Source organism: Pseudomonas sp. 382 (genome assembly GCF_002759075.1).
Classification (GTDB): domain Bacteria; phylum Pseudomonadota; class Gammaproteobacteria; order Pseudomonadales; family Pseudomonadaceae; genus Aquipseudomonas; species Aquipseudomonas vlassakiae.
Map to the genome: position 1 here is coordinate 1 of NZ_PEMX01000001.1, position 20,340 is coordinate 20,340.

At 61.1% G+C, this 20,340-nt stretch carries 22 protein-coding genes and 4 pseudogenes; 12 read left to right on the top strand and 14 right to left on the bottom strand.

Translation table 11 applies throughout. The annotated features are described in order from the left end of the window. The 3 genes and pseudogenes from CQW31_RS00005 to CQW31_RS00015 form a co-directional block, all read left to right on the top strand. Window positions 1-96 (top strand): transposase domain-containing protein (locus CQW31_RS00005; RefSeq protein ID WP_143524198.1); only part of this gene is annotated, 96 nt, incomplete at its 5' end. A 32-nt stretch (window positions 97-128) separates the two neighbouring features. Further along, window positions 129-524 (top strand): annotated as a pseudogene (gene folE / locus CQW31_RS00010) (GTP cyclohydrolase I FolE); the annotation flags it as partial. 35 nt (window positions 525-559) lie between these two features. Continuing rightward, window positions 560-1,018: a DUF3429 domain-containing protein gene (locus CQW31_RS00015; protein ID WP_099813355.1), complete on the top strand. Its 459-nt coding sequence runs from the start codon at window positions 560-562 to the stop codon at window positions 1,016-1,018. A 316-nt stretch (window positions 1,019-1,334) separates the two neighbouring features. Here the strand turns inward: CQW31_RS00015 and CQW31_RS00020 are convergent, their stop codons facing one another. Continuing rightward, the gene (locus CQW31_RS00020; RefSeq protein ID WP_099813357.1) at window positions 1,335-2,027 is read right to left on the bottom strand and encodes a DUF421 domain-containing protein; all 693 of its coding nucleotides are present in this window, start codon (window positions 2,025-2,027) and stop codon (window positions 1,335-1,337) included. A 489-nt stretch (window positions 2,028-2,516) separates the two neighbouring features. Between CQW31_RS00020 and CQW31_RS00030 the strand changes: the two genes are divergently transcribed. The 5 genes from CQW31_RS00030 to CQW31_RS00050 all read left to right on the top strand — a co-directional run bounded on the left by CQW31_RS00030 (window position 2,517) and on the right by CQW31_RS00050 (window position 5,747). After that, window positions 2,517-3,110, top strand: coding sequence for a hypothetical protein (locus tag CQW31_RS00030; RefSeq protein ID WP_099813359.1), 594 nt, complete (start codon window positions 2,517-2,519; stop codon window positions 3,108-3,110). Beyond that, on the top strand, window positions 3,110-3,535 hold the full coding sequence (locus CQW31_RS00035; protein ID WP_099813361.1) for a phage holin family protein: 426 nt from the start codon (window positions 3,110-3,112) through the stop codon (window positions 3,533-3,535). The genes CQW31_RS00030 and CQW31_RS00035 overlap by 1 nt, the downstream gene beginning before the upstream one ends. After that, window positions 3,532-4,338 (top strand): DUF3618 domain-containing protein, encoded by an 807-nt coding sequence (locus CQW31_RS00040; RefSeq protein WP_099813363.1) that lies wholly within the window; start codon window positions 3,532-3,534, stop codon window positions 4,336-4,338. The genes CQW31_RS00035 and CQW31_RS00040 overlap by 4 nt, the downstream gene beginning before the upstream one ends. 95 nt (window positions 4,339-4,433) lie before the next feature. Then, window positions 4,434-5,159 carry a DUF72 domain-containing protein gene (locus tag CQW31_RS00045; protein ID WP_099813365.1) on the top strand — a complete coding sequence of 242 codons (726 nt, stop codon included), beginning with the start codon at window positions 4,434-4,436 and terminating at the stop codon, window positions 5,157-5,159. Between the two features lie 78 nt (window positions 5,160-5,237). Next, a complete protein-coding gene (locus tag CQW31_RS00050; RefSeq protein WP_054885164.1) occupies window positions 5,238-5,747 on the top strand; it encodes a hypothetical protein in 510 nt (169 codons plus the stop codon). 22 nt (window positions 5,748-5,769) lie between these two features. On the opposite strand, the gene CQW31_RS00055 is transcribed toward CQW31_RS00050, so the two are convergent. The 6 genes from CQW31_RS00055 to CQW31_RS00080 form a co-directional block, all read right to left on the bottom strand. Next, window positions 5,770-6,987 carry an amidohydrolase family protein gene (locus CQW31_RS00055; protein ID WP_054885163.1) on the bottom strand — a complete coding sequence of 406 codons (1,218 nt, stop codon included), beginning with the start codon at window positions 6,985-6,987 and terminating at the stop codon, window positions 5,770-5,772. A 127-nt stretch (window positions 6,988-7,114) separates the two neighbouring features. Further along, the gene (locus CQW31_RS00060; RefSeq protein ID WP_054885162.1) at window positions 7,115-7,300 is read right to left on the bottom strand and encodes a hypothetical protein; all 186 of its coding nucleotides are present in this window, start codon (window positions 7,298-7,300) and stop codon (window positions 7,115-7,117) included. 335 nt (window positions 7,301-7,635) lie between these two features. Further along, the gene (locus tag CQW31_RS00065) at window positions 7,636-8,409 is read right to left on the bottom strand and encodes a helix-turn-helix transcriptional regulator (protein ID WP_099813367.1); all 774 of its coding nucleotides are present in this window, start codon (window positions 8,407-8,409) and stop codon (window positions 7,636-7,638) included. 31 nt (window positions 8,410-8,440) lie between these two features. Then, window positions 8,441-9,673: an MFS transporter gene (locus tag CQW31_RS00070; RefSeq protein WP_099813369.1), complete on the bottom strand. Its 1,233-nt coding sequence runs from the start codon at window positions 9,671-9,673 to the stop codon at window positions 8,441-8,443. 128 nt (window positions 9,674-9,801) lie between these two features. Then, on the bottom strand, window positions 9,802-9,972 hold the full coding sequence (locus tag CQW31_RS00075; RefSeq protein WP_249342000.1) for a hypothetical protein: 171 nt from the start codon (window positions 9,970-9,972) through the stop codon (window positions 9,802-9,804). Window positions 9,973-10,017: 45 nt separating this feature from the next. After that, window positions 10,018-10,197: a hypothetical protein gene (locus tag CQW31_RS00080; RefSeq protein WP_371858349.1), complete on the bottom strand. Its 180-nt coding sequence runs from the start codon at window positions 10,195-10,197 to the stop codon at window positions 10,018-10,020. Here CQW31_RS00080 and CQW31_RS00085 point away from each other — a divergent pair. Further along, a pseudogene (locus tag CQW31_RS00085) lies at window positions 10,197-10,373 on the top strand (helix-turn-helix domain-containing protein); the annotation flags it as partial. The gene CQW31_RS00080 and the pseudogene CQW31_RS00085 overlap by 1 nt on opposite strands. Next, window positions 10,370-11,187, top strand: a pseudogene (locus tag CQW31_RS00090) (sensor histidine kinase). The pseudogenes CQW31_RS00085 and CQW31_RS00090, both read left to right, overlap by 4 nt. 94 nt (window positions 11,188-11,281) lie before the next feature. Here CQW31_RS00090 and CQW31_RS00095 read toward each other — a convergent pair. Both CQW31_RS00095 and CQW31_RS00100 read right to left on the bottom strand, forming a co-directional pair. Beyond that, window positions 11,282-12,013 (bottom strand): zeta toxin family protein, encoded by a 732-nt coding sequence (locus CQW31_RS00095; protein WP_099813371.1) that lies wholly within the window; start codon window positions 12,011-12,013, stop codon window positions 11,282-11,284. Beyond that, a complete protein-coding gene (locus CQW31_RS00100; protein WP_256587324.1) occupies window positions 12,010-12,369 on the bottom strand; it encodes a hypothetical protein in 360 nt (119 codons plus the stop codon). Before CQW31_RS00100 ends, CQW31_RS00095 begins: the two co-directional genes overlap by 4 nt. A 141-nt stretch (window positions 12,370-12,510) precedes the next feature. On the opposite strand from CQW31_RS00100, the pseudogene CQW31_RS00105 reads away from it, so the two are divergent. Beyond that, a pseudogene (locus CQW31_RS00105) lies at window positions 12,511-12,855 on the top strand (sn-glycerol-3-phosphate transporter); the annotation flags it as partial. Between the two features lie 43 nt (window positions 12,856-12,898). Here CQW31_RS00105 and CQW31_RS00110 read toward each other — a convergent pair. From CQW31_RS00110 to CQW31_RS00130, 5 genes are all read right to left on the bottom strand, one after another. After that, window positions 12,899-14,068 carry an MFS transporter gene (locus CQW31_RS00110; protein ID WP_054885153.1) on the bottom strand — a complete coding sequence of 390 codons (1,170 nt, stop codon included), beginning with the start codon at window positions 14,066-14,068 and terminating at the stop codon, window positions 12,899-12,901. A gap of 63 nt (window positions 14,069-14,131) precedes the next feature. Then, entirely contained in the window at window positions 14,132-14,935 is an 804-nt protein-coding gene (gene dkgB, locus CQW31_RS00115) for a 2,5-didehydrogluconate reductase DkgB (protein WP_099813373.1), read from the bottom strand. A gap of 141 nt (window positions 14,936-15,076) precedes the next feature. Beyond that, window positions 15,077-16,651, bottom strand: a complete 1,575-nt coding sequence (locus tag CQW31_RS00120; protein ID WP_249341999.1) for a hypothetical protein — start codon at window positions 16,649-16,651, stop codon at window positions 15,077-15,079. A gap of 125 nt (window positions 16,652-16,776) precedes the next feature. After that, complete coding sequence (locus tag CQW31_RS00125; RefSeq protein ID WP_054885151.1) at window positions 16,777-17,271, bottom strand: DUF934 domain-containing protein; 495 nt, start codon at window positions 17,269-17,271, stop codon at window positions 16,777-16,779. Then, entirely contained in the window at window positions 17,255-18,907 is a 1,653-nt protein-coding gene (locus CQW31_RS00130) for a nitrite/sulfite reductase (protein WP_054885150.1), read from the bottom strand. Before CQW31_RS00130 ends, CQW31_RS00125 begins: the two co-directional genes overlap by 17 nt. A gap of 214 nt (window positions 18,908-19,121) precedes the next feature. Between CQW31_RS00130 and CQW31_RS00135 the strand changes: the two genes are divergently transcribed. Then, a complete protein-coding gene (locus CQW31_RS00135; protein ID WP_099813375.1) occupies window positions 19,122-20,198 on the top strand; it encodes an ABC transporter substrate-binding protein in 1,077 nt (358 codons plus the stop codon). Window positions 20,199-20,340: the final 142 nt, after the last annotated feature.

Below are 20,340 nucleotides of genomic sequence, written 5' to 3' on the forward strand. Positions count from 1 at the left end.
CCGTATGCCTATCTCAAGGACGTGTTGACGCGACTGCCAACACAGCGGGCTAGCGAGATTGAGGCTTTGCTGCCGCATCAATGGGAACCGGCCTGACTTACGCAAGGTGAGTTGGGCGGACGCTTACGTTCGAAAGCCAGAACGATGAGATGGTCGTGGTTCGCGATATTGAACTGTACTCATTATGTGAGCATCACATGTTGCCGTTTATTGGAAAGGCGCATGTTGCTTACCTGCCAACAGGGCGTGTATTAGGTCTTTCCAAAGTGGCACGCTTAGTTGATATGTTCGCCCGCCGTTTGCAGATTCAAGAGAATTTAACCAGACAGATTGCATGTGCCGTACAGGAAGTGACTGACGCTGCAGGGGTTGGGGTGGTTATCGAGGCTAAGCACATGTGCATGATGATGCGAGGTGTAGAAAAGCAGAACTCGGTGATGATTTCGTCGGTAATGCTTGGTGAGTTCCGAGAGTCCCCGACTACCCGGTACGAATTCCTGAAGCTCATTGGGCGACACACCTGAAAACTGATCCTGAGCCTTAGAGGAGTGACGTACCAATGAGTACTGTTTTCGATTCGTTATCTCCACGTCGCTTTACAGTCTTGGGTTACAGTGGATTGCTACCATTTGTTGGTTTGACACTGCTGATTTGTTTGGCGGCTGAGTATCGAGAGTTTCTATCTGTTGCATTGGTTGGCTATGGGGCTGTGATACTGAGTTTTGTGGGGGCTCTGCATTGGGGGTTCGCTATGACGCTACAGGGCTTGCCTGCGGCTGAGCGACAGGAGAGGCTCGTGTGGAGTGTGGTTCCAGCCCTTATCGGTTGGATTGGCATGTTGTTACCTGCGCCATGGGGCTGCTTCCTTTTATGCTTTGGCTTTATTGGACACTTTTGGCAAGATCGTAAATTGATGAATTTTTTGCCTGAGTGGTATTTACCTATGCGAATGAACTTAACGATTGTGGCGAGCTTGTGTTTGATCATTGGCGCGCTTGTAGTGTCTTTTGAAAACTGAAACTACTGTTCCGGTGTCGGTGCCTAGGTAACAATTGAAGCGTCACCAGCCAGGCCCTACCAACCCTATCGTTCGCAAATGTTGGCCCGGGGCGCTGGCTCTCCAGGCTCTATACGAAATTCCGAGAAACCCAATCGCCGCCACAAGATCACAGAGATTTTGTAGAGTCCCCTCGCCATTAACGAAAAGGAATTCTGTGATGGCAAAGCGTTACGGACTCTCGGACGAAGTCCGCGATTGCTGTGCCAGGCTGGCTATGCACCAGGGATCACCGCAATCCCCAATGCGTTGATTGGATCGGGTGCCAGATGGCTCATTAGCGGTTGCGTAGGGTATCTAGAGCAGGAGACCAGATGGAATGGCCACATCGGGTGCAAGCGACTGACTCCTGCGCCTCGTGGTAAGTCGGGAATCCGCAGTTCACGCAGCAGTGGAGGCCTGCAGTCGGGGGTGATGCAAACTCTGTCCGGTGTTCTTCAGGGAGCACCGATAGGCCAGGATGAGTGTCTTCAGCATCGTAAAAATAAAGGCTGAGATCCCCATCGGTTTCCAGCAGGCCAAGACGTACCTGGCCCAAGTGTTCCACACCTTGTTGACGAAGCTCCATGAACAGTTCATTGGAGGATATGTTCAGGTTCCGCAGAGAATGGATTTCGTACATCCCGTCTTTTACCACCGTGATGGGTAAGCCATCGATCCACGCCTCACAGGTTTTGCTTCGCCGCATGAGGTAGAGGGTGCCGCGATAGAGCAGCAATAGCGTGAGGAAAACGAGCGCGACCGGAAGCAGGGGCACATCTTCGTAAAAGGTCACATCGCCTGCTGCAGAACCAAGGGTAAGAATGACGACGAGTTCGAATCGGGAGAGCTGTCTGATTCCACGTCGGCCACTGAACTTCAAGAAAAAGAATACGGCCAGGAATGCTGCAGAAACCCGCAAGGCAACCTCGAGAAGGAAGGTTAGCGGGAGCTCGCCTATCAGCATCCGTTGCAGATCGAATGTGACCATTCTCTATTCCATTTTCATTGTTGTTCAAGCAGCGGGCAGGCCGCTCCTCTAGCGCTTGCTGATCGTTATAGAGAGTCTCGAAACCAACGAAGAATTCAATTCCGGTCGCGATCGGCCACGAAGCATTCGCGCTTGAGCACCTCTACAGGCGGCGGTTTGATCGCAGAACAGATAGCCCAGGCAATCATGGTCCACGAGTTGTTCGGGATGCAGCGGAGTCCCTTTGCGTGACCTCAGAGGTCTTCGCCGAGATCCAGACTTTGGTAGATGGCCAAGCGGACTGCGGGGGGGGCGTTTCACGCTAGCGGATACGCCGTCAAAGCATGCGCGGCGGTTATCAGCAGCCCGGTTGATGTCACGATTACCTTTGGGTCCTTAAGCAAATGTCACAGGTCATGCACGCTGAACTCCCTTCGATTGCAACGCGTCCCTCGCAAGAATGCCTCTCAAAACCGGCATTCACTTCCAATCAGCTTCGAGGGTACAACGATGGAAAAGACCGACCAAAGCTCGACATCCCCACCCGGCAACCTCCAGGACCACGTGCATGCCATCCATCAAGAGGCCGGAGCGTTGCTGGGTGAAGCCAGGCACCAGGGCAGCGAACAGTTTGAGCATTATCGCGATACTGCAGCCGACCAGCTCGATTCGCTGAAGGAGGGTGCGCGATCAGCGGCGTCGGCGCTGGAAGGCAACGACAGCCTGGGTCTCTCGCACTATCTGAGCCAGGCGGCTGAATATGTGGGCGAGTTCGCCGAACAGGTACGTCACGAAAGCGCCGAGAGCCTGCTGCAACGCAGCGCACAGCTTGCCCGCAGCAACCCGGCACTGTTTCTGGCCGGTAGCGTTGCAGTCGGCTTTGCCGTGTCACGTTTCCTCCGAGCCAGTGCCACCCAGGAACCAGACCGTCCTGCGGCTGCGGCTTTCAGCCCGCCGCATCCTGCGCAGCCAGAAACACCTGACAGAGGCAGCGACATATCCACCAGCACTCTTTACACCCCGAACGATCCCGTTGGGACAGGTGCCGGTACGCCAGTCAGTGGCAGCCCGTTCGAGCGCGACCCGCTCAAAGGAGGTGAATGATGAACAACGATCCTTTGCATAACACAGGCTTGCACTCCTCGGAAAACGATTCGGTCGGCGTGGGTGGGCTGCTGCGCCAATTGATGCGGGAAGTGCCCGAGCTGTTCACCAAGGAACTGGCGCTGGCCAAGGCTGAATTGCAGCACAACCTGGCCACCTTGAAGGCGGGTACGGCGGCGGTGGCAGCCGGGGCGATCGTGGTGCTGGCGGGCTTTGTCATCCTTCTGATGGCGGCGGTCTACGCGTTGGCGCTGGTGGTCGCGCCGTGGTTGGCAGCGTTGATCGTCGGCGCAGTCACGGTAGTGATTGGCTTCATCATGCTGCAGTCTGGCAAGAAGCAATTCGAGCCCGGCCATTTGGCACCTGATCGCACCTTGCATGCCATGCAACAGGACAAGGACACGCTGAAGAGGAAATTGCCATGACCACTCCTTTCGAGACTGATGCGCAAAAAGACCCGCAGATGCTGGAGCAGGAAATCAACGCCAAGCGCGAGCATATCAGCGACCTGGTGGACGCACTCGAACAGCGCCTGAGCCCAGGCCAGATGCTTGACCGGGTGTTGGCCTATTCCAAAGGCCATGGTGGCGAGTTTTTCCAGAACCTCGACACCACGCTCAAAAATAATCCGGTACCCGCTACCTTGACGGTGCTGGGCCTGGCATGGCTGGGCCTGAACCAGAACCGCCCGTTCAACCCTGGGCCGGCGCATGACGGTCCCGGATTGGGCGAGAAACTCGGCGATGCCGTAGACACGGTGAAAGATGCCTTCGCCCATGCCGGAGCAGCGATGCACGACGCAAGCCAGAAAGCACGCATGAAGGCCCATGACGTGCGCGATCGGGCCAGTGAGCTGGGCAGCGGTGCGCGCGATTCCGTGGGTGCGTCAGCTGATACCGTGCGCAGTACCGCACACAGGGTCGCGGACCAGACCACGGCATTGAAGGGGCAATTCGATCATCTGCTGCAAGAACAGCCGCTGGTGCTGGCAGCCTTGGGCATCGCCCTAGGTGCGGCATTGGGGGCGGCGCTACCGAGCACGCACAAAGAAGATCAACTGATGGGCGCCAGCAGTGACCGGTTGACCGATACCCTCAAGGCCAAGGGCAGCGAGGTGAAGACGTCGGTCGAGCAGTCTATCCATCAGGCGGGTGATGCCGGGTCATCACAGGCGGGCCGCAAAGCTGAAGGCTCTGACCTTTCTGCCGGGCTGGGTTTCACCCCATGATTGGCAAGCCCATGTCTCGCCAGCCCTTTCAGTATGCAAAGGGCTGGTGTTCATCCCGATCGATTATCAGTAACGGGTAAGCAGGGAGGATCAGCATGATCCATCTGGGATGTGCGGGCTGGAGCCTGCCAAGTCGCTATACCGAGCACTTTCCACAGTCGGGGTCCCACCTGCAACGCTACGCTGGCCAGTTGAACGCTGTGGAGATCAACAGTTCGTTCTACCGACCCCATCGGCCAGAAACCTATGCTCGCTGGGCTTCGTCTGTGCCTGAGGATTTTCGCTTCGCAGTGAAGGTACCCAAAAGGATCACCCACGAGCTGCGCTTGCAGGGCTGCGAGAGCCCGCTTGCCGAATTCCTGGCCCAATGTGGGCAACTGGGTAGCCGCCTGGGATGCCTGTTGATACAGCTACCCCCGTCGCTGATCTATGATTACGCCGTTGCGCGGCGTTTTTTCGAAAGGGTGCGTGAATGCTATGAAGGCCCGCTGGCTCTGGAGCCGAGGCACAGCAGTTGGCATGACGCACAGGCGTTGTTGATGGAACAGCAGGTAGCTCAGGTTGCGGCCAACCCAGCGCGATTCGGCACCGACGCATCGCCGGCTGGATGGCCAGGCCTGAGCTATTGGCGCTTGCACGGCGAACCGCGGATCTATCACAGCGAGTATTCGGGTGAGTACCTGAATGGTTTGGCTGAACATTTGCGCCTCAGTTGCGCAGCCGGACACCGCACATGGTGTATTTTCGACAACACTGCCTCGGGTGCAGCGACCGCCAATGCGCTGCAGTTGCAGCGCTGTTTGTCGATGCAGGCAGGTTGAGCCTGTTCAAAGGAAACCCGCGGCCAGTCAAGAAAGGGTGAGGCTGCGGATCGGATACTGAAAAGCCCCAGGAATGTAATGAGAAAGTACCTCACCGTAGCAATCGCACTGCTGGCCCCGCTGGTGCTCTGCGCCTGTTCCACACCCGGCACAGCAAAGCCGCCAAGTGAAACGGCAAACACAGCGCCCAGGTACCTGAAAAGCGACCTGTATGGCGTCTGGTACTCCAACGCCGATGATGGCACGTCCCAGGCGCTGGCGTTGTTGCTACTCAGGGCAGACGGTTCGGCCACCGACTTTCTGATCCTCAGCGAAAAGAACTCAATGCAGAAGATCGTGCAGCAGTCGTCCTGGTCGTTTGATGCTGAACACAACAGGTTCGAGCAGACCGTCAGCGAAGTTTCCATCCAGAAAGGCAAGGCGCCCGCAGAAGTCACTCATCCCCACGAAGTCATCCGGGCATCGGTCGAGCTGGTCAAGCTGGACAACAAGGTGATGGGCATCAAATTCAAACGGGACGATGGCGAGGTCACCGGTTACCTCAAGGGCAGCGCCGCCATGCTCGAAAAGCTCAAGCACATTCAGTAAGCGCGCTTTGCCATGGCTCTCGCTAGCGACGCAGTTCGGTGGCGAACTGCGCAGCCTTCAGCTGTAGCTGCGCAGGCCCACCCCAGAAGGCGCCGTGGCGCACGATCACCCGTTCATGAATGGCTGCCGCCACCGCCGCTGCTGCATTCGGAGCCTTGAACAGGATGAAGCTGGCTTCATTGCCGACCTTCAACCCGTAATCCTGCTTGCCCATCACCCCGGCGCTGGCCACGGTCGCCATTTCCAATGCTACGCGCAGCTCCTCGTCGGTATTGAAACCAGAGCGGTAACTGACCAGCATCGCCCGCTGCAGCATGTCGCCGTTGCCATAGGGCCACCAGGCGTCCTGGATATTGTCGTTGCCAGTGAACACCCGCACGCCACCGGCACGCAGGCGCAGCACAGGCGGGAAGGCGTGGTCGCCGGGTGCATTGGTCATGATCGAAACGCCGGCAAGGGCCAGCACTTCGGCAGTGCGGTCAACCACGGCGTCGCTGACATCACCCAGGCCGTAGGCATGGCTGACCGCCACCAGGCCTTGCATGCCCAGTGCCTGGGTACGGGCGGCGATACGCTCGAGCTGGGCGATGCAGCTGTCGCCGGGTTCGTGCAGGTGAATGTCCACCTTCACGCCATGGCGGTCGGCGATACCGAAAACGATATCAAGCTGGGCGTCGGCGTCGCCGTCCAGGGTGGTCGGGTCGATGCCGCCAACCACCTGCACACCTTCACGCACGGCGGCCTCCATCACCTGCGCGGTGCCAGGGCAGGTCACTACACCGGCCTGCGGGAAAGCTACCAGCTCGATGTCGACCAGGTCTTTCCACTTGTCGCGGGCTTCAAGGATGGCGCGCAAGTTGGCCAGGCCAGTGGTGGCATCGACGTCGACATGGCAGCGCATGGCCAGGGTGCCGAACGAGGCGGCCTGGCGGATCAGCGCGTCGGCGCGCTCGACGATCGGTGGGGCGCTGGCAAGTTCGCGTTTTTCCACGGCCAGGCGCTCGCGCAGGCTGGCGACCGGCTGGTGCGGGCGCCAGCGGTCACCGACAAAGCTCTTGTCCAGATGGATGTGGCCGTCGACGAAGCCGGGCAGCACCAGCAGGCCTTCCAGGTCGATGGTCTCAATGGCGGCGGTGCGGGCGCGGTGCGCGCCGAGGTGGCTGATGCGGCCGCCGCGCACGGCGATGTTCAGGGGTAGCCCATCGGCGTCGATGGCATTGATGAACTCACGGTCGTTCATGAAAGGGGCCTTTGCTTCCCAGACTTGACTAGCGTCATACGGTAGGGATGATCCGGCCCCCTCACAAATTAATTATCAGGATCGACCACAGTGTATTTCTTGATACAGGCAAGGGCCGTTTGCTTACCTACTGCAACGTTGGTGGTTTGGCCTCTGCGGGCAATGCAGCCACCACCGCTTCGATGCGCGAAATTTCCTGCGCCAGTCGTTCAGCCTCCTGATGCTTGCCTTCGGTCCTCAAGCGATCCCGTTCACGACGCAGATTGAGCAGATTTTTCTGTAAGGCCAGGCCAGATTTGTCGTATTGATCCATGTTGCTCTCGCGGCATTGGCGTCCGTGCCGTTGTAGGAAAAGTGGACCGTATCAGTGACAAAATCTTGCAGAAACTGGGGTTTCATACAGGAAAGGGGCGATGCGGCGATTCTGCCTACAGCGCTCGGAAGAAACGTCCTACAAATCCGCCTGCTAGCTGTTTCAATTCATGTGCATTGAATGTCAGCCAAATGCCCGTATTTGCTGAGCTTCGCGGCAGGCCGTCGTCGCCATGAGCGTGGCCAGCGCAGCCAAGGCGTTTTCACCTTGGCTGCAACTTTATGTAGCAATTGCCAGGCGGCACCATCGCCCGGGCGCCTGGCAGTTGGCGGTGGTCACTTGAAGAACTGACTGGGCGTGATACCGAACTGGCGCTTGAACATGCTGGCGAATGCACTGGGGCTGTCATACCCCAGCGTGGCTGCGATATCGACGATGCGTTCGCCCAGAGCGATGCGCTCCAGCGCCTGCATCAGGCGCGCCTGTTGGCGCCACTGGCCGAATGTCATGCCGGTTTCCTTGCGGAACAGGCGCTGGATGGTCTTCTCGTCAACGCCCAGGTGCACACCCCAGTCGGCGAGGGTCGACGTGTCGTGGGGGCGTGCCTGCAAGGCTGAGCAGAGCGTGCGCAGGCGTTTGTCGCTGGGCTGCAACAGTTTCAGCGGCAAGGTCGGCAGCACGCAGATCTCGTCGAGGATCAGGCGCATGATCCGCGCCTCGCGTGAGTCCTCGACAAAAGGGCCAGCGAAGTCGACCGACGCCTTGATCAGCTCGCTGAGCAGCGGCGAGATACTGATGGCCTTGCTTTGCTGCGGCAGTTCGAGCGCCGTATCAGGGCGCACGAACACGCTGCGCATCTTCACGTCACCGACGCAGCGGATGGCGTGCACCTGGCCGCTGGGCATCCAGATGCCGCGGCTGGGTGGCACAGTCCAGCGCTCGGCCTCGGACTCGACCAGCATCAGCCCCTTGATGGCGTAGATCAATTGGTGCTTGGCGTGCGAGTGAGGGGCGATGTACCAGTCTGGCGGGTAGTCGGTTGCCCGGCTGCCCACCTCCCAGGTCCATTCATCGACCTCCATCAGCAGTTCGTGCTGGGGTTTGACCATGATCGTGTCCAGTCCAACAGGCGCGGCCATCTTAGCAGCAGCGGGCAGGCCGTGCTTTCGAGCGGGTGGCCGGCAGCAGCGCGGTGGCCAAGCCCAGCAGCGGCAGGAACGAAATCACCTGGTAGACCCACTCGATGCCATGCAGATCGGCCAGTTCGCCGAGGCCTGCAGCGCCGATGCCACTGATGCCGAACATCAGGCCGAACATCACCCCCGAGACCATGCCGACGCGGCCAGGCACTGCCTCCTGGGCGTACACCACCAGCGCGGCGAAGGCCGACGACATCACCAGGCCGATGGCCACCGCCAGCACCGCAGTCCAGGCCAGGTTGGCGTAGGGCAGGGCGAGGGCGAACGGGGCTACACCGAGGAACGAAATCCAGATCACCGCCTTGCGCCCGATACGGTCACCCACCGGCCCGCCGGCAAAGGTGCCCAGGGCCACGGCAGCAAGGAACACGAACAGATACAGCTGGCTTTGCTGCACGCTCAGGCCGAAGTGTTCGATCAGGTAGAAGGTGAAGTAGTTGGTGAACGACGCGATGTAGACGAATTTGGCGAACATCAGTACGGCGATCACGCCCACTGCGCGCCACATGGCGGCTGTGGGCAGCCCTGGCGCCTGTTGCCCGGCCAGGCCCTTGAGCTGGGTCTGGCCGTGGCGGATGGTCCAGCCAGTGACGCGCAGCAACACGAAGATCGCCAGGGCGGCCGCCAGCATGAACCAGGCGATGGCAGGCTGACCGTGGGGGATGACGATGGCGGCGGTCAGCAGCGGGCCGATGGCGGAACCGGTGTTGCCGCCGACCTGGAAGGTTGACTGTGCGGTGCCGAAGCGCCCGCCGGAGGCCATGCGCGCCACCCGTGAGGCTTCGGGATGGAAGGTCGCCGAGCCGATGCCCACCACCGCAGCGGCGAACAGCAACATCGGGTAGCTGTTGGCGAAGGCGAGCAGGGCGATACCCACCAGGGTGAACAGCATGCCGGTGGGCAGCAGGTAAGGCATGGGGCGCTTGTCGGTGTACATGCCGACCCACGGCTGCAGCAGCGAGGCGGTGACCTGGTAGATCAGGGCGATCCAGCCGATCTGGGCGAAGCTCAGCGAGAAGTCGCTCTTGAGCATCGGGTAGATCGACGGCAGCACGGCCTGGATCAGGTCGTTGAGCAGGTGGGCGAAGGCGGCGGCACCGACGATGCGGACCAGAAAACCCTGGGGTTGGTCGGCGGTGGTGGGTGGGGCCAAGGTGGCGGCAGGAGTCGTCATGGGCGAGGCTCTTTTTCGAATGATGGCAAGGCATTGCCCGACGAAGGTTATCCAGCCGGGCAATGCCTGTCTCACGCCGAACAGGCACCCACTGTCGCGATTCGGACATTCAGTAGGCGGGGGTCGCGTTATGACGTGCCTGCCCTGGCCATCCACTTCAACAGCGTGGCGATCGGTATGCGGCGATGCACTTCGTGGCGCTGGGTATCGCCACCGTCGGCATAACGTTCCCGATAACGGCTGAGGATCAGTTCGCGCCCATCGTCCGAGACGCGGGCTTCGAGCTCGTGCAACAGCACCGGCTGCTCGGCCCGCCCTGCACGCGGCGGAACAGCGACACGGCATCATTCACCGGCAGGCCCTCCCTGGCACTGGTCGGGGCGCTTGCCTGGCGCGCCGAGCCTGCCCTCGAGCACCCGGTTGGCGCGCTGTTGTGCGGTGAAATCGCGCAGGGCCTGATAGTAATCTGGCTCCGTGCGCAGTTTGTCGGTCAGCGGTAACGCCTGCGCCCGGGCATCCACCACGCCAGCAGTTGTTCGACCTGGCCCGGGGTGAGTCGTATGAAGCCTATGACCGCAGCATCGACGTGCAAGTCAGCCGGTTGCGGCGCAAGCTGGAGAGCGACGCGGGTGCCGAACCGTTGATCCGCACGTTGCGCAATGTCGGCTACCTGTTCACTGCCAGCGTGGTCAGGCGATGACGCTGTTGAGCAGGCTGCGCAGGGCCTTGCCGCGGCCACGCATCACCATCGCCCGCTGGATTGCCCTGACCACCCTGACGGCGATGTTCATCCTGCTGTTGCTCAAGGGGCTGTTCAGCCTGCTGCTGAGCGTGTGGGCGCAACCGCCGCTGCTGGAGAGCGGCGTGATCGAGAAGGTCGCCGCGGTCACTCGCATCCTCGATACAGCGCCCGTCGCACAGCGCCCCGGCATCGCCAGCGCAGCAGGCGATGGTTCTTACTCCGTGCAATGGCTGCGCAGCCGTGACCAGGCCGGTATACCGGAACTGGTCGATGCCGAGTTTCGCCAGGGCGCGCCAACCCTGCGGGCCTTGTTGAAACGGCCTCATGCTCGGATCCAGGCCTTTGAAGCGTCCGAACCGTGGGAGTTCGAACCCGCGCGCGGCTACGCCCTGATGATCGAGCTGAGTGACAAACTCGACGCGCCGCGGCGCTGCGTCTACGTTGGCAGGCCGGTGGGTATCAAGCGGGTGCTGGTGAACCTGGTGGACAACGCGGTCAAATACGGTCTGGCGCCTGAGCTGCGGCTGGCGGTAACCGCCGAGCAACTGGAAATCACCGTGCTGGATCGCGGGCCGGGCATCGCGCCCGAGTTACAGGAGCGCGTGTTCGCGCCGTTTTCCGCATCGAAGGTTCGCGCAATCGTGACACCGGTGGTGCCGGCCTCGGCTTGCCGGCGGTACGCGCGATCGTGCTGGAGCAAGGCGGCAGTGTGACATTGGCCAACCGCCCGGGCGGCGGGCTGGAGGTCAAGGTCAGCTTGCCAGTGTGCTGATCAGAGGCTCAGGTGGCTCAGGCCGGTATTCGTAGGCATAGCGCACGGCGGTGTGGTAGTGGTCAGTGGCAGGTTTCCCCGTCTTTGCCAGTTTTCAGGGCTCGACTTCGTCGATGTACGCATCAAAGAACCAGTCAGGAATCTGTTCAGCTCGGTACTCAAGCTCGGTGCCTTCAGTAATCTCCGCCAGCCACACAGCACACTCACCTGAGTTGTCGAATACGTAGGCGCGATTGCTGACTGCGATAGCGTCCGGCAGCAAGTCCAATGCCCGTGCGTAGCGCTCTCTGACTAGATCCGGTCTGACTGGATGCCCACCTTCCTGCACTCGAATGTGTACCCGGTCGATATTGATTTCAGGGTTTTCAGTCGAGACGAAGTAAAGGTAAGTACGGTAGCCCCGCGCTTGGGCACTGCGCATGAACTCGACCTTGCTGGGGTGCGACATGACAGTTTCGAAACTGAAGCTGACACCCTCATCGAGCAAGCGGTGCCGAATGAAGTCAGACAGAACGGAGGCGAAATAGGAATTCACCTTGATCTGCCTGTAGTCGACGCACGAGCCGTGCAGGCCCAGCATTCTGGCTTCATCAGTCAGTTGCTTCTGCCGTATCAGGTAATGATCGGTGTGAAATAGAACCAGCTCAGCCAGGCTGGCTTCGATTTCAAAGACTGCCAGGTCGATAAAGCCATTGGCCTTGGCTTCTCTCTCCAATTCATCGGCATTGACGAAAATTCGCGTGAGGGCTGCCGGCAGGTCAGCCTTGATAGTACTTTTGCCAGATCCATTGGGGCCGGCGAATACCCGCAGCCTGCGGGCCTTCACTGGGTCGGATTCTCGCTCACCTTCCTTACGCTGATCTTCTCGCCAATATTGACTCTGCGCCGGGGTTTGGCCTTGGCCACGACTGTTCTGGAGCCGTCAGCAGCAACCCGCACGAGATGGCCATCATCGGTGCGCAGTACGCCGTGCCGGCTCACTTGCAGCGCCCGCAGATAAGCGGAATGCGTCGCTTCAGTGGCGCAGTCGGGAATCAACTGCTCCAGTGCGTCGAGCTCAGTTTCAGTGGCATGCTTGGCTTTTGCAGCCATGGGTAGATACCTCCAGACAACCTGAAACAGATTGTGTGCATAGGGGACATCATAGCGCTGGCACGGTAAAAAGGCATCAAAGGATGGCATCTTGGCGGTCCTGATAAGAGGTCGTGCCTGAGTGTGGCACGAAGGCGCTTAGCTGTTTTCGCCATGATGTGTAGTCCAATTCTGATTCATTGCCCAATTCGGCCGCTGGCCGCTTCAGCGCAATTGCAATCCTGGACCCACGGACCGGAGCACAACAACCACCAGGAATTGATCGGCATCGAGCGTATCTACACTGACGGCCTGCTATGGGGCGCGGCGACCTTCAAGAACTCGTTCTCCCAGCGCTCTTACTACGCCTACCTGGGCAAGGTCTGGGAGCACGAGCGCTATCCCGTGTATGCCAAGCTGAGCGCCGGCCTGATCGAGGGCTACAAGGGCGAATATGACGATAAGATCCCGTTGAACCACTTCGGCGTTGCGCCGGTGATCATTCCGTCGTTCGGCGTGCATTGGGGGCCGGTGGGGGCCGAGTTCGTGGTGCTGGGAGGGGCTGCGGGGATGATCAACGTAGGATTGAGATTCTGACAGGTAGAGCGCCGCTCCCTCAGGTTCGGCGCTATCCGTGAGGTCAGGCGGTGCCCAGGGTTTTATCCGCAGCCTTGCTGCGCCCACCGAGCCATACCAGCAGCAACCCGGCAGCCGCCAGCACACCACCGGCCATCGGCACTGCGGCATAGCCGAGGTTCAGGCTGATTACCGCGCCGCCCAAGGCTGCGCCAAGCGCGTTACCCAGATTGAACGCACCGACGTTGATCGACGACGCCAGCCCAGGTGCCTCGATGGCGGCGATCATCACCCGCATCTGCAGTGGCGGCACCACGGCGAAGGTGAACATGCCCCACACCAGCAAAGCGATGGCGGCACCGATATGGCTGCCCAGCACCAGCGGCATCAACAGCATGATCACCGCCAGCACGCCGAGGAAGATCCGCGCCGAGCCGTCCAGCGACCAGTCGGCCAGGCGCCCACCCAGGCTGTTGCCCAAGGTGAAGCCAACGCCGATCAGCACCAGGCCAAGGGTGATGAAACTGTCCGAGGCGCCGGTCAGCGCCGCCAGCACTGGCGCCACGTAGGTATACAAGGTGAACATGGCGCCAGCGCCCAGCACCGTGGTGGCCATCGCCAGCAGCACGCTGGGGCGCGCGATCACCGCCAGTTCCTTGCGCACATGTGGCACGCTGCCGCGCTCACCCTTGGGCAGGGCATACCACAGGGCCGCCATGGCCAGCAGGCCGAGCCCCGCAGTGCCAGCGAAGGCCATGCGCCAGCCGACCTGCTGGCCTATCCAGGTGGCCGCCGGCACACCGCCGATGTTGGCGATGGTCAGGCCCATGAACATGGTCGCCACGGCGCTGGCCTGCTTTTCCTTGGGCACGACACTGGCGGCCACCACGGCGCCCAGGCCGAAGAAAGCGCCGTGGTTGAGGCTGGTGACCAGGCGTGAGGCGAGCAGGGTGTAATAGTCTGGCGACAGCGCCGAGAGCAGGTTGCCTGCGGTGAAAATCGCCATCAATGCCATCAGTGCCGCGCGTTTGCCGAAGCGGCTGAACAGCAAGGTCATGATCGGCGCACCGACCATGACGCCGATGGCATAGGCGGTAATCAGCATGCCAGCGCTGGGGATGCTGACGTCTACGCCTTGGGCGATCACCGGTAGCAGGCCCATCGGCGTGAATTCGGTGGTGCCGATGCCAAAGGCACCGATGGCCAGGGCGAACAGGACACGTCCGGCTTTCATGATGCAGCCTCCTGCGCGGTGTGATGAACGCGCTGCAATCGGTATTCGGCGACAGTCATGGCATCAGTCCCAGATCGGTGCCAGGCCTTCAGGGCTGACTTCACGGCCATTGCGCTCGAGCGTGGCGATGCGCGCCATGTCTTGGTCATCCAGGTGCAGGTCGCGGGCGAGCAGGTTGCTGGCCAGGTTTTCACGCTTGGTTGAAGACGGGATGACCGCGTAACCGAGCTGCAGGGCCCAGGCCAGCGCAACCTGGGCGACGGTGGCCTTGTGCTTGTTGGCGATCTCGGCCAGTACCGGGTCTTTCAGCACCTTGCCGTAGGCCAGGGTCATGTACGAAGTGACGGTGATGCCTTGTTCCTTGAGGAACGCGGTCAGCTTGCTGTTCTGCAGGTACGGGCTGAGCTCGATCTGGTTGGTGGCGATTTCGCCTTTGCCGACCACGGCGATGGCCTGGCGGGTCAGCTCGATGTTGAAGTTGGAGACGCCGATCTGACGGGTCAGGCCCAATGTCTTGGCTTCAGCCAAGGCTTCCATGTATTCGGCCAACTCAACGCCGTTGCCTGGGGCCGGCCAGTGGATCAGCAGCAGGTCGACATAATCGGTGCGCAGTTTCTGCAGGCTGTCGCGCAGGCTGGGGATCAGCTTGTCGGCGGCGTAGTTCTCGACCCAGATCTTGGTGGTGATGAACAACTCGCTGCGTGGCACGCCGCTTTCGGCGATGGCCTGCCCGACGTCAGCTTCGTTCTTGTAGATCTGCGCCGTGTCGATGACCCGGTAGCCCAGTTCCAGGGCCGACTTGACCGAATCGATGACGGCTTGGCCGGTTAGACGGAATGTGCCGAGGCCGAAGGATGGGATGCTCATGAATCTGCTCCAGGTGAGAGAACGGTAAGGAGCAGTGTGCGGGATTCCGCGTGTTTGATTAAGGCAGGGCAGGGCCAAGGTCATTTGACTTGAAGTCACAAATGACCCCTGAGCTCATGCAATTCAGGCAAGGTGGCGCAATCAATGCTTGATCTGCGCCGGATTGGATTGCAGCAACCACAATTGGCTCAGTCCCAGCAGTTGTTGTTCCAAGGCCGACTGCGCGCCGATGCGCTGCGCTTCACTGTCCTTTCGCAGCAGCGCGTCGAGGACGCCCAGCAGGTCCCGATCCTTGCTGTTGGAGAAGTGCTTGTCGACATCCGAGATCTCGATGCCATTCTGGTAGGAACGGACCCGCTCCGTCTGGCTAGCCTGTTGCGACACGCGAGCTTCAGTCAGAACGCCGTTGCTGAAGCCGAGGCGGGTCGTGCTGTTCGACTGGTCGTCGACCTCGTGATAGCGGTAGTTCTGCGATTCGCTGTCACGGGTCAGCTGCAGGGCCACCAGTGGGTTGAACCCTTGGTGCCAAGCGGCCTTCAGACTGGCCTGTTGCTGTTGCTCCACGGACAGGTGGGTGCCGCCCTTGATCTGGGTTGCCTGTGAAACCTGGTAGCTGAAGTAGTCTGCCTCTTCCGGCTTCACCGGATTGGGCTGCAGCGTGGGCTGACTGACAGACGCGTTGAAGTCGGCCAGGCCGTTGAGCAGCAGGCGACTGTTGCGGTTCAGGGCGGCTGCCGCACCGGCTGTGCGAGGTCTGTCGTCATCGACGCTGTTGAGCTGGCTGAAGGCATCCTTGAACAGGCTCATCAGGTGTTCGTCGCCATGGCCGCGTTGCTGCGCGGCGTCAAATTGCGTCAGGTAGTTGGCCACCGCAGCCTGACGCATGGCCTGATTACCCAGCAAAGCGCCGCCCTGGGTGTCGAAGTTCATCTTCACTTCGCCACCGGGCCCCAGCAGTTTCAGGCTACGGGTCTGGTCGTCCAGGCGCAGTTCGAAGGTTTGTCGTTCACCGCTGCTGGTGACCAGTTGCGCGTCCAGTTGCAGGCCGGTGAACAGGTTTGGGTCGAGCTTGACCAGTGCGCCCAGCTGGAGGCTCGGCGGCTCCAGGGTCAGGCCGTTGATGGCCGACTGGAAGCCGTTGGCGAGCGCTGCCAGGCCATCGAGCTCCTTGGCGCTGAGCGTACCGCCTTGTACCTGCGCATCCACGGCCAGGCCTTGATCGCTGCTGTACAGGCCCAAGGTCACAGTGGCGCCGGAAGCGGTGGTGAGGTTGAAAGTGATGCTATTGCTGGCGTATTCGCGCAGGCGCGACTGCTGCAGGCCGAGGATCAGCTCGTTGGGCGCGGATGTATCGCTGACCAGTAAGCCGGATTGGGCGATGGTCTCACCGCCATTGGCGGCCAGTTGCGCCAGCAGCGCCGCCCCCAGGCCCTGGAAGCGTGTGCTGGTTGCACCCGATTGCACGGCGCTGGCCATGTATTGGCTGAGCTTGTCGACAGCCGGCGTTTCCCAGATGTAGCGGTTCGAGGTGTTGCCCAAGTTGCCTTTGGCGGAGTAGATGTCGCTGTCCGTGCCGACCGTTGGCTGGCCGAGGATCACCTGCGTACTGGCGCGCGTCACCGTGCTGGGGGCTTGGCTGGCTGCGTTGATCTGGGCTGTCGCTGCAGGCGCGATCTGGACGGGAAAGGTGCGAACGGCAGCTATCGGGTTCATCATCGGCGTTCCATGCGGATTCTGTGGGTATCCATGCTATCGGCGTGCCATCAGGAAACCTGAATGTGTATTGCGCACAAACGAAACGGCCCGCCAAAAGGCGGGCCGTAGGGCATTGCAGGTGCCGATCAGCGGCGCCGGAACAGCGGCAGCGGCTCGTCGGTGGCGCCCTGGTAGGTAACCGAGAAGTCCTTCAGACTTTGCAGGGCATCTTCCGGGTCCTTGTCGGCACGCAGGGCGAAGGCGTCGAAGCCGCAGCGGGCCATGAAGAACAGCTGGTCGCGCAGCACGTCGCCGATGGCGCGCAGCTCGCCCTTGAAGCCATAGCGGTCACGCAGCAGGCGCGCGTTGGAATAGCTGCGCCCGTCGGTGAAGGCCGGGAAGTTCAGGGCGATGACCTGGAAGTGCTGCACGTCCTCGCCGATTTCTTCCGCTTCCTGGTCGCTGTCCAGCCACACGCCCAGGCCGCCATCGCGGGCCTTGAGCACGTGGGCGTGGTCGCGCCACATCTGCAGCGGGACGATGTAGTCGTCGCAGTTGGTCAGCTCGTCGAACGCGGTGTCCTTGGGCAGCAGGTGCCAGGTTTCGTCGACGATCTGGTTGTTCTTAATGATTCGCTGCATAGACGCGTTCCTTGAAGGGGTCGATGCCGATACGCTGGTAGGTGTCGATGAAACGCTCTTCCTCGGTACGTTGTTCGACGTACACGGCGATCAGCTTCTCGATCACATCGGCCATGTCATCCTGGGCGAAGGACGGGCCGAGGATCTTGCCCAGGCTGGCGTCGCGCGCGGCGTTGCCGCCCAGCGATACCTGGTAGAACTCCTCGCCCTTCTTGTCCACCCCGAGGATGCCGATGTGGCCGACGTGGTGGTGGCCGCAGGCGTTCATGCAGCCAGAGATGTTCAGGTCGATCTCGCCGATGTCGAACAGGTAGTCCAGGTCGTCGAAACGGCGCTGGATCGATTCGGCGATCGGGATCGACTTGGCGTTGGCCAGCGAGCAGTAGTCGCCGCCCGGGCAGCAGATGATGTCGGTCAGCAGGCCGATGTTCGGCGTGGCGAAGCCGTTTTCGCGCAGTTCCATCCACAGCGCGTGCAGCTGGCGCTGCTCGACGTCGGCGAGGATGATGTTCTGCTCGTGGGAGGTACGCAGGAAGCCGAAGCTGTAGCGCTCGGCAAGGTCGGCCACGGCGTCCAGCTGCTTGTCGGTCAGGTCGCCCGGGGCAACACCGGTCGGCTTCAGCGACAGGGTCACGGCCACGTAGCCAGGGCGCTTGTGGGCGCGGGTGTTACGCGAACGCCAGCGGGCGAAGCCCGGGAACTCGGCATCCTGGGCGCTGTAGTCGACGTTGTCGAGGGCCAGGTAATCCGGATCGACGAAGTGGCGCGAGACGCGCTGGACTTCTTCCTCGGTCAGGGTGGTGCTGCCGCCACGCAGGTAGGCCATTTCGGCCTCGACCTTCTCGGCGAACACTTCAGGGGTCAGAGCCTTGACCAGGATCTTGATCCGCGCCTTGTACTTGTTGTCACGACGACCGTAACGGTTGTACACGCGCAGGATGGCGTCGAGGTAGCTGATCAGGTCCTGCCACGGCAGGAACTCGTTGATGAACGAACCGACCACCGGGGTACGGCCCAGGCCACCACCGACCAGCACGCGGAAGCCCAGCTCGCCAGCGGCGTTGCGCACCGGCTCCAGGCCGATGTCGTGCACTTCGATGGCGGCGCGGTCTTCTTTCGAGCCGTTGATGGCGATCTTGAACTTGCGCGGCAGGTAGGCGAATTCCGGGTGGAAGGTGGTCCACTGGCGGACGATTTCGCACCAGGGGCGCGGGTCGACGATTTCATCCGCAGCCACACCGGCGAACTGGTCGGTGGTGGTGTTGCGCAGGCAGTTGCCGCTGGTCTGGATCGCGTGCATCTGCACGGTGGCCAGTTCGGCGAGAATATCCGGGATGTCTTCCAGCGCTGGCCAGTTGAACTGCACGTTCTGGCGGGTGGAAATGTGGGCGTAGCCCTTGTCGTAGTCGCGGGCGATCTTGGCCAGGGTGCGAACCTGTTTGGCGTTCAGCTGGCCGTACGGCACGGCGACGCGCAGCATCGGCGCGAAACGTTGGATGTAGAGGCCGTTCTGCAGGCGCAGAGGGCGGAATTCTTCTTCGCTCAGCTCACCGGCCAGGTAGCGGCGGGTCTGATCACGGAACTGCTTGACGCGGTCCTCGATGATCCGCTGATCGTACTCGTCGTATACGTACATAAAAGTCCTGTCTCAGGCTGCATGCAGCTATTCGCGCGCACGGCCGCGCACTCCGGTTCGGAGCCGGGGAACGATAGCAGGTTGGGTTTATGCGCTAAAGTGATGTTTTTGCATATGAAAAGAACCAAACGAACTAAGTGAGACTGACTGGCATTTATTCCCCTATCAGGCGACGGGTTTATACTCAGTGGTTTGTTTCAAAGGGTGTATCCGCATGCTCAAGGCGCTTTGCCAAAGCTTGTGCCTGAGCCTGCCTTTGGCAGCTTCCGCTCAGGCCGCTTCGGTGGTCTTCCTGAACCCTGGCCACTCCAACGAGACGTTCTGGGTCAATTACTCGCGTTTCATGCAGGCCGCCGCCGATGAGCTGGGCATGACCCTGCGGGTCGAGTACAGCGAGCGCGATGCCGGGCGGGCGATGAGCCAGGCCCGGGCGACGCTCGATGGCCCGCAGCGGCCGGACTACCTGGTGCTGGTCAACGAACAGTACCTGGCGCCAGAGATCATCCGCTTGTCCCGTGGGACCGGGGTCAAGCTGTTCCTGGTCAACAACGGCCTCACCGCCAACCAGGCCCGGAGCATCCAGGCCCAGCCCGACAGATATGGACAGGTGCTCGGTACCTTGACCGCCAACGATCAGCAGGCTGGCTTTCGCATGCTGCACGAGATGGTCGCGTTGTTGCCCCGAGACAATGAGCCGATCGACCTGGTGGCCTTTGCCGGTGTCAAGACCACCCCGGCTTCGCAGTTGCGTGAAGAAGGCATGCGCCAGGCGTTGGCAGACTTTCCTCAGGTGCGCCTGCGCCAGGTGGTGTATGGCGGCTGGAACCGCGAGCGCGCCTACGAGCAAGCCAAACAGTTGGTGCAGCGCTATCCCCGGACCCGGCTGGTGTGGGCAGCCAACGACCAGATGGCTTTCGGTGCCATGCAGGCGTTCGAGGAAGCCGGGCGCAAGCCTGGGCGCGACGTGGTGTTCGCCGCTGTCAACAGCTCGCCGCAAGCCTTGCGCGCCCGTATCGATGGGCGCCTTGGCGTGCTGATGGGCGGGCATACCACACTGGGGGGCTGGGCCATGGTATTGCTGCACGACGATGCCCAAGGCCTGCAGGTCAACCGCGACGGTAAGCAAGAGCATGTGCTGCCCGTGCTGCAGTCGATCGACCAGGCCAAGGCACGGCGTTGGCTGAAGCTGCTGGAGCGCGACGACTACGGTGTCGATTTCCAGCATTACAGCGCCCAAGGGCAGCCGCCGAGCTACCAATATCCGTTTCTCACGTCACCCGTCGACTATTGAAAGACCTTGCTTGAGTGAAGGGCATAGCTCGTCTTAACTGCTGGTGGTGAAGTGCATTCCCATAACCACTACAAGAGGCAATGCAATGGGAAACTCTACCAAGGTCCGCAAAGCTGACAGCAGTGTCGATGCCTGGGCGATC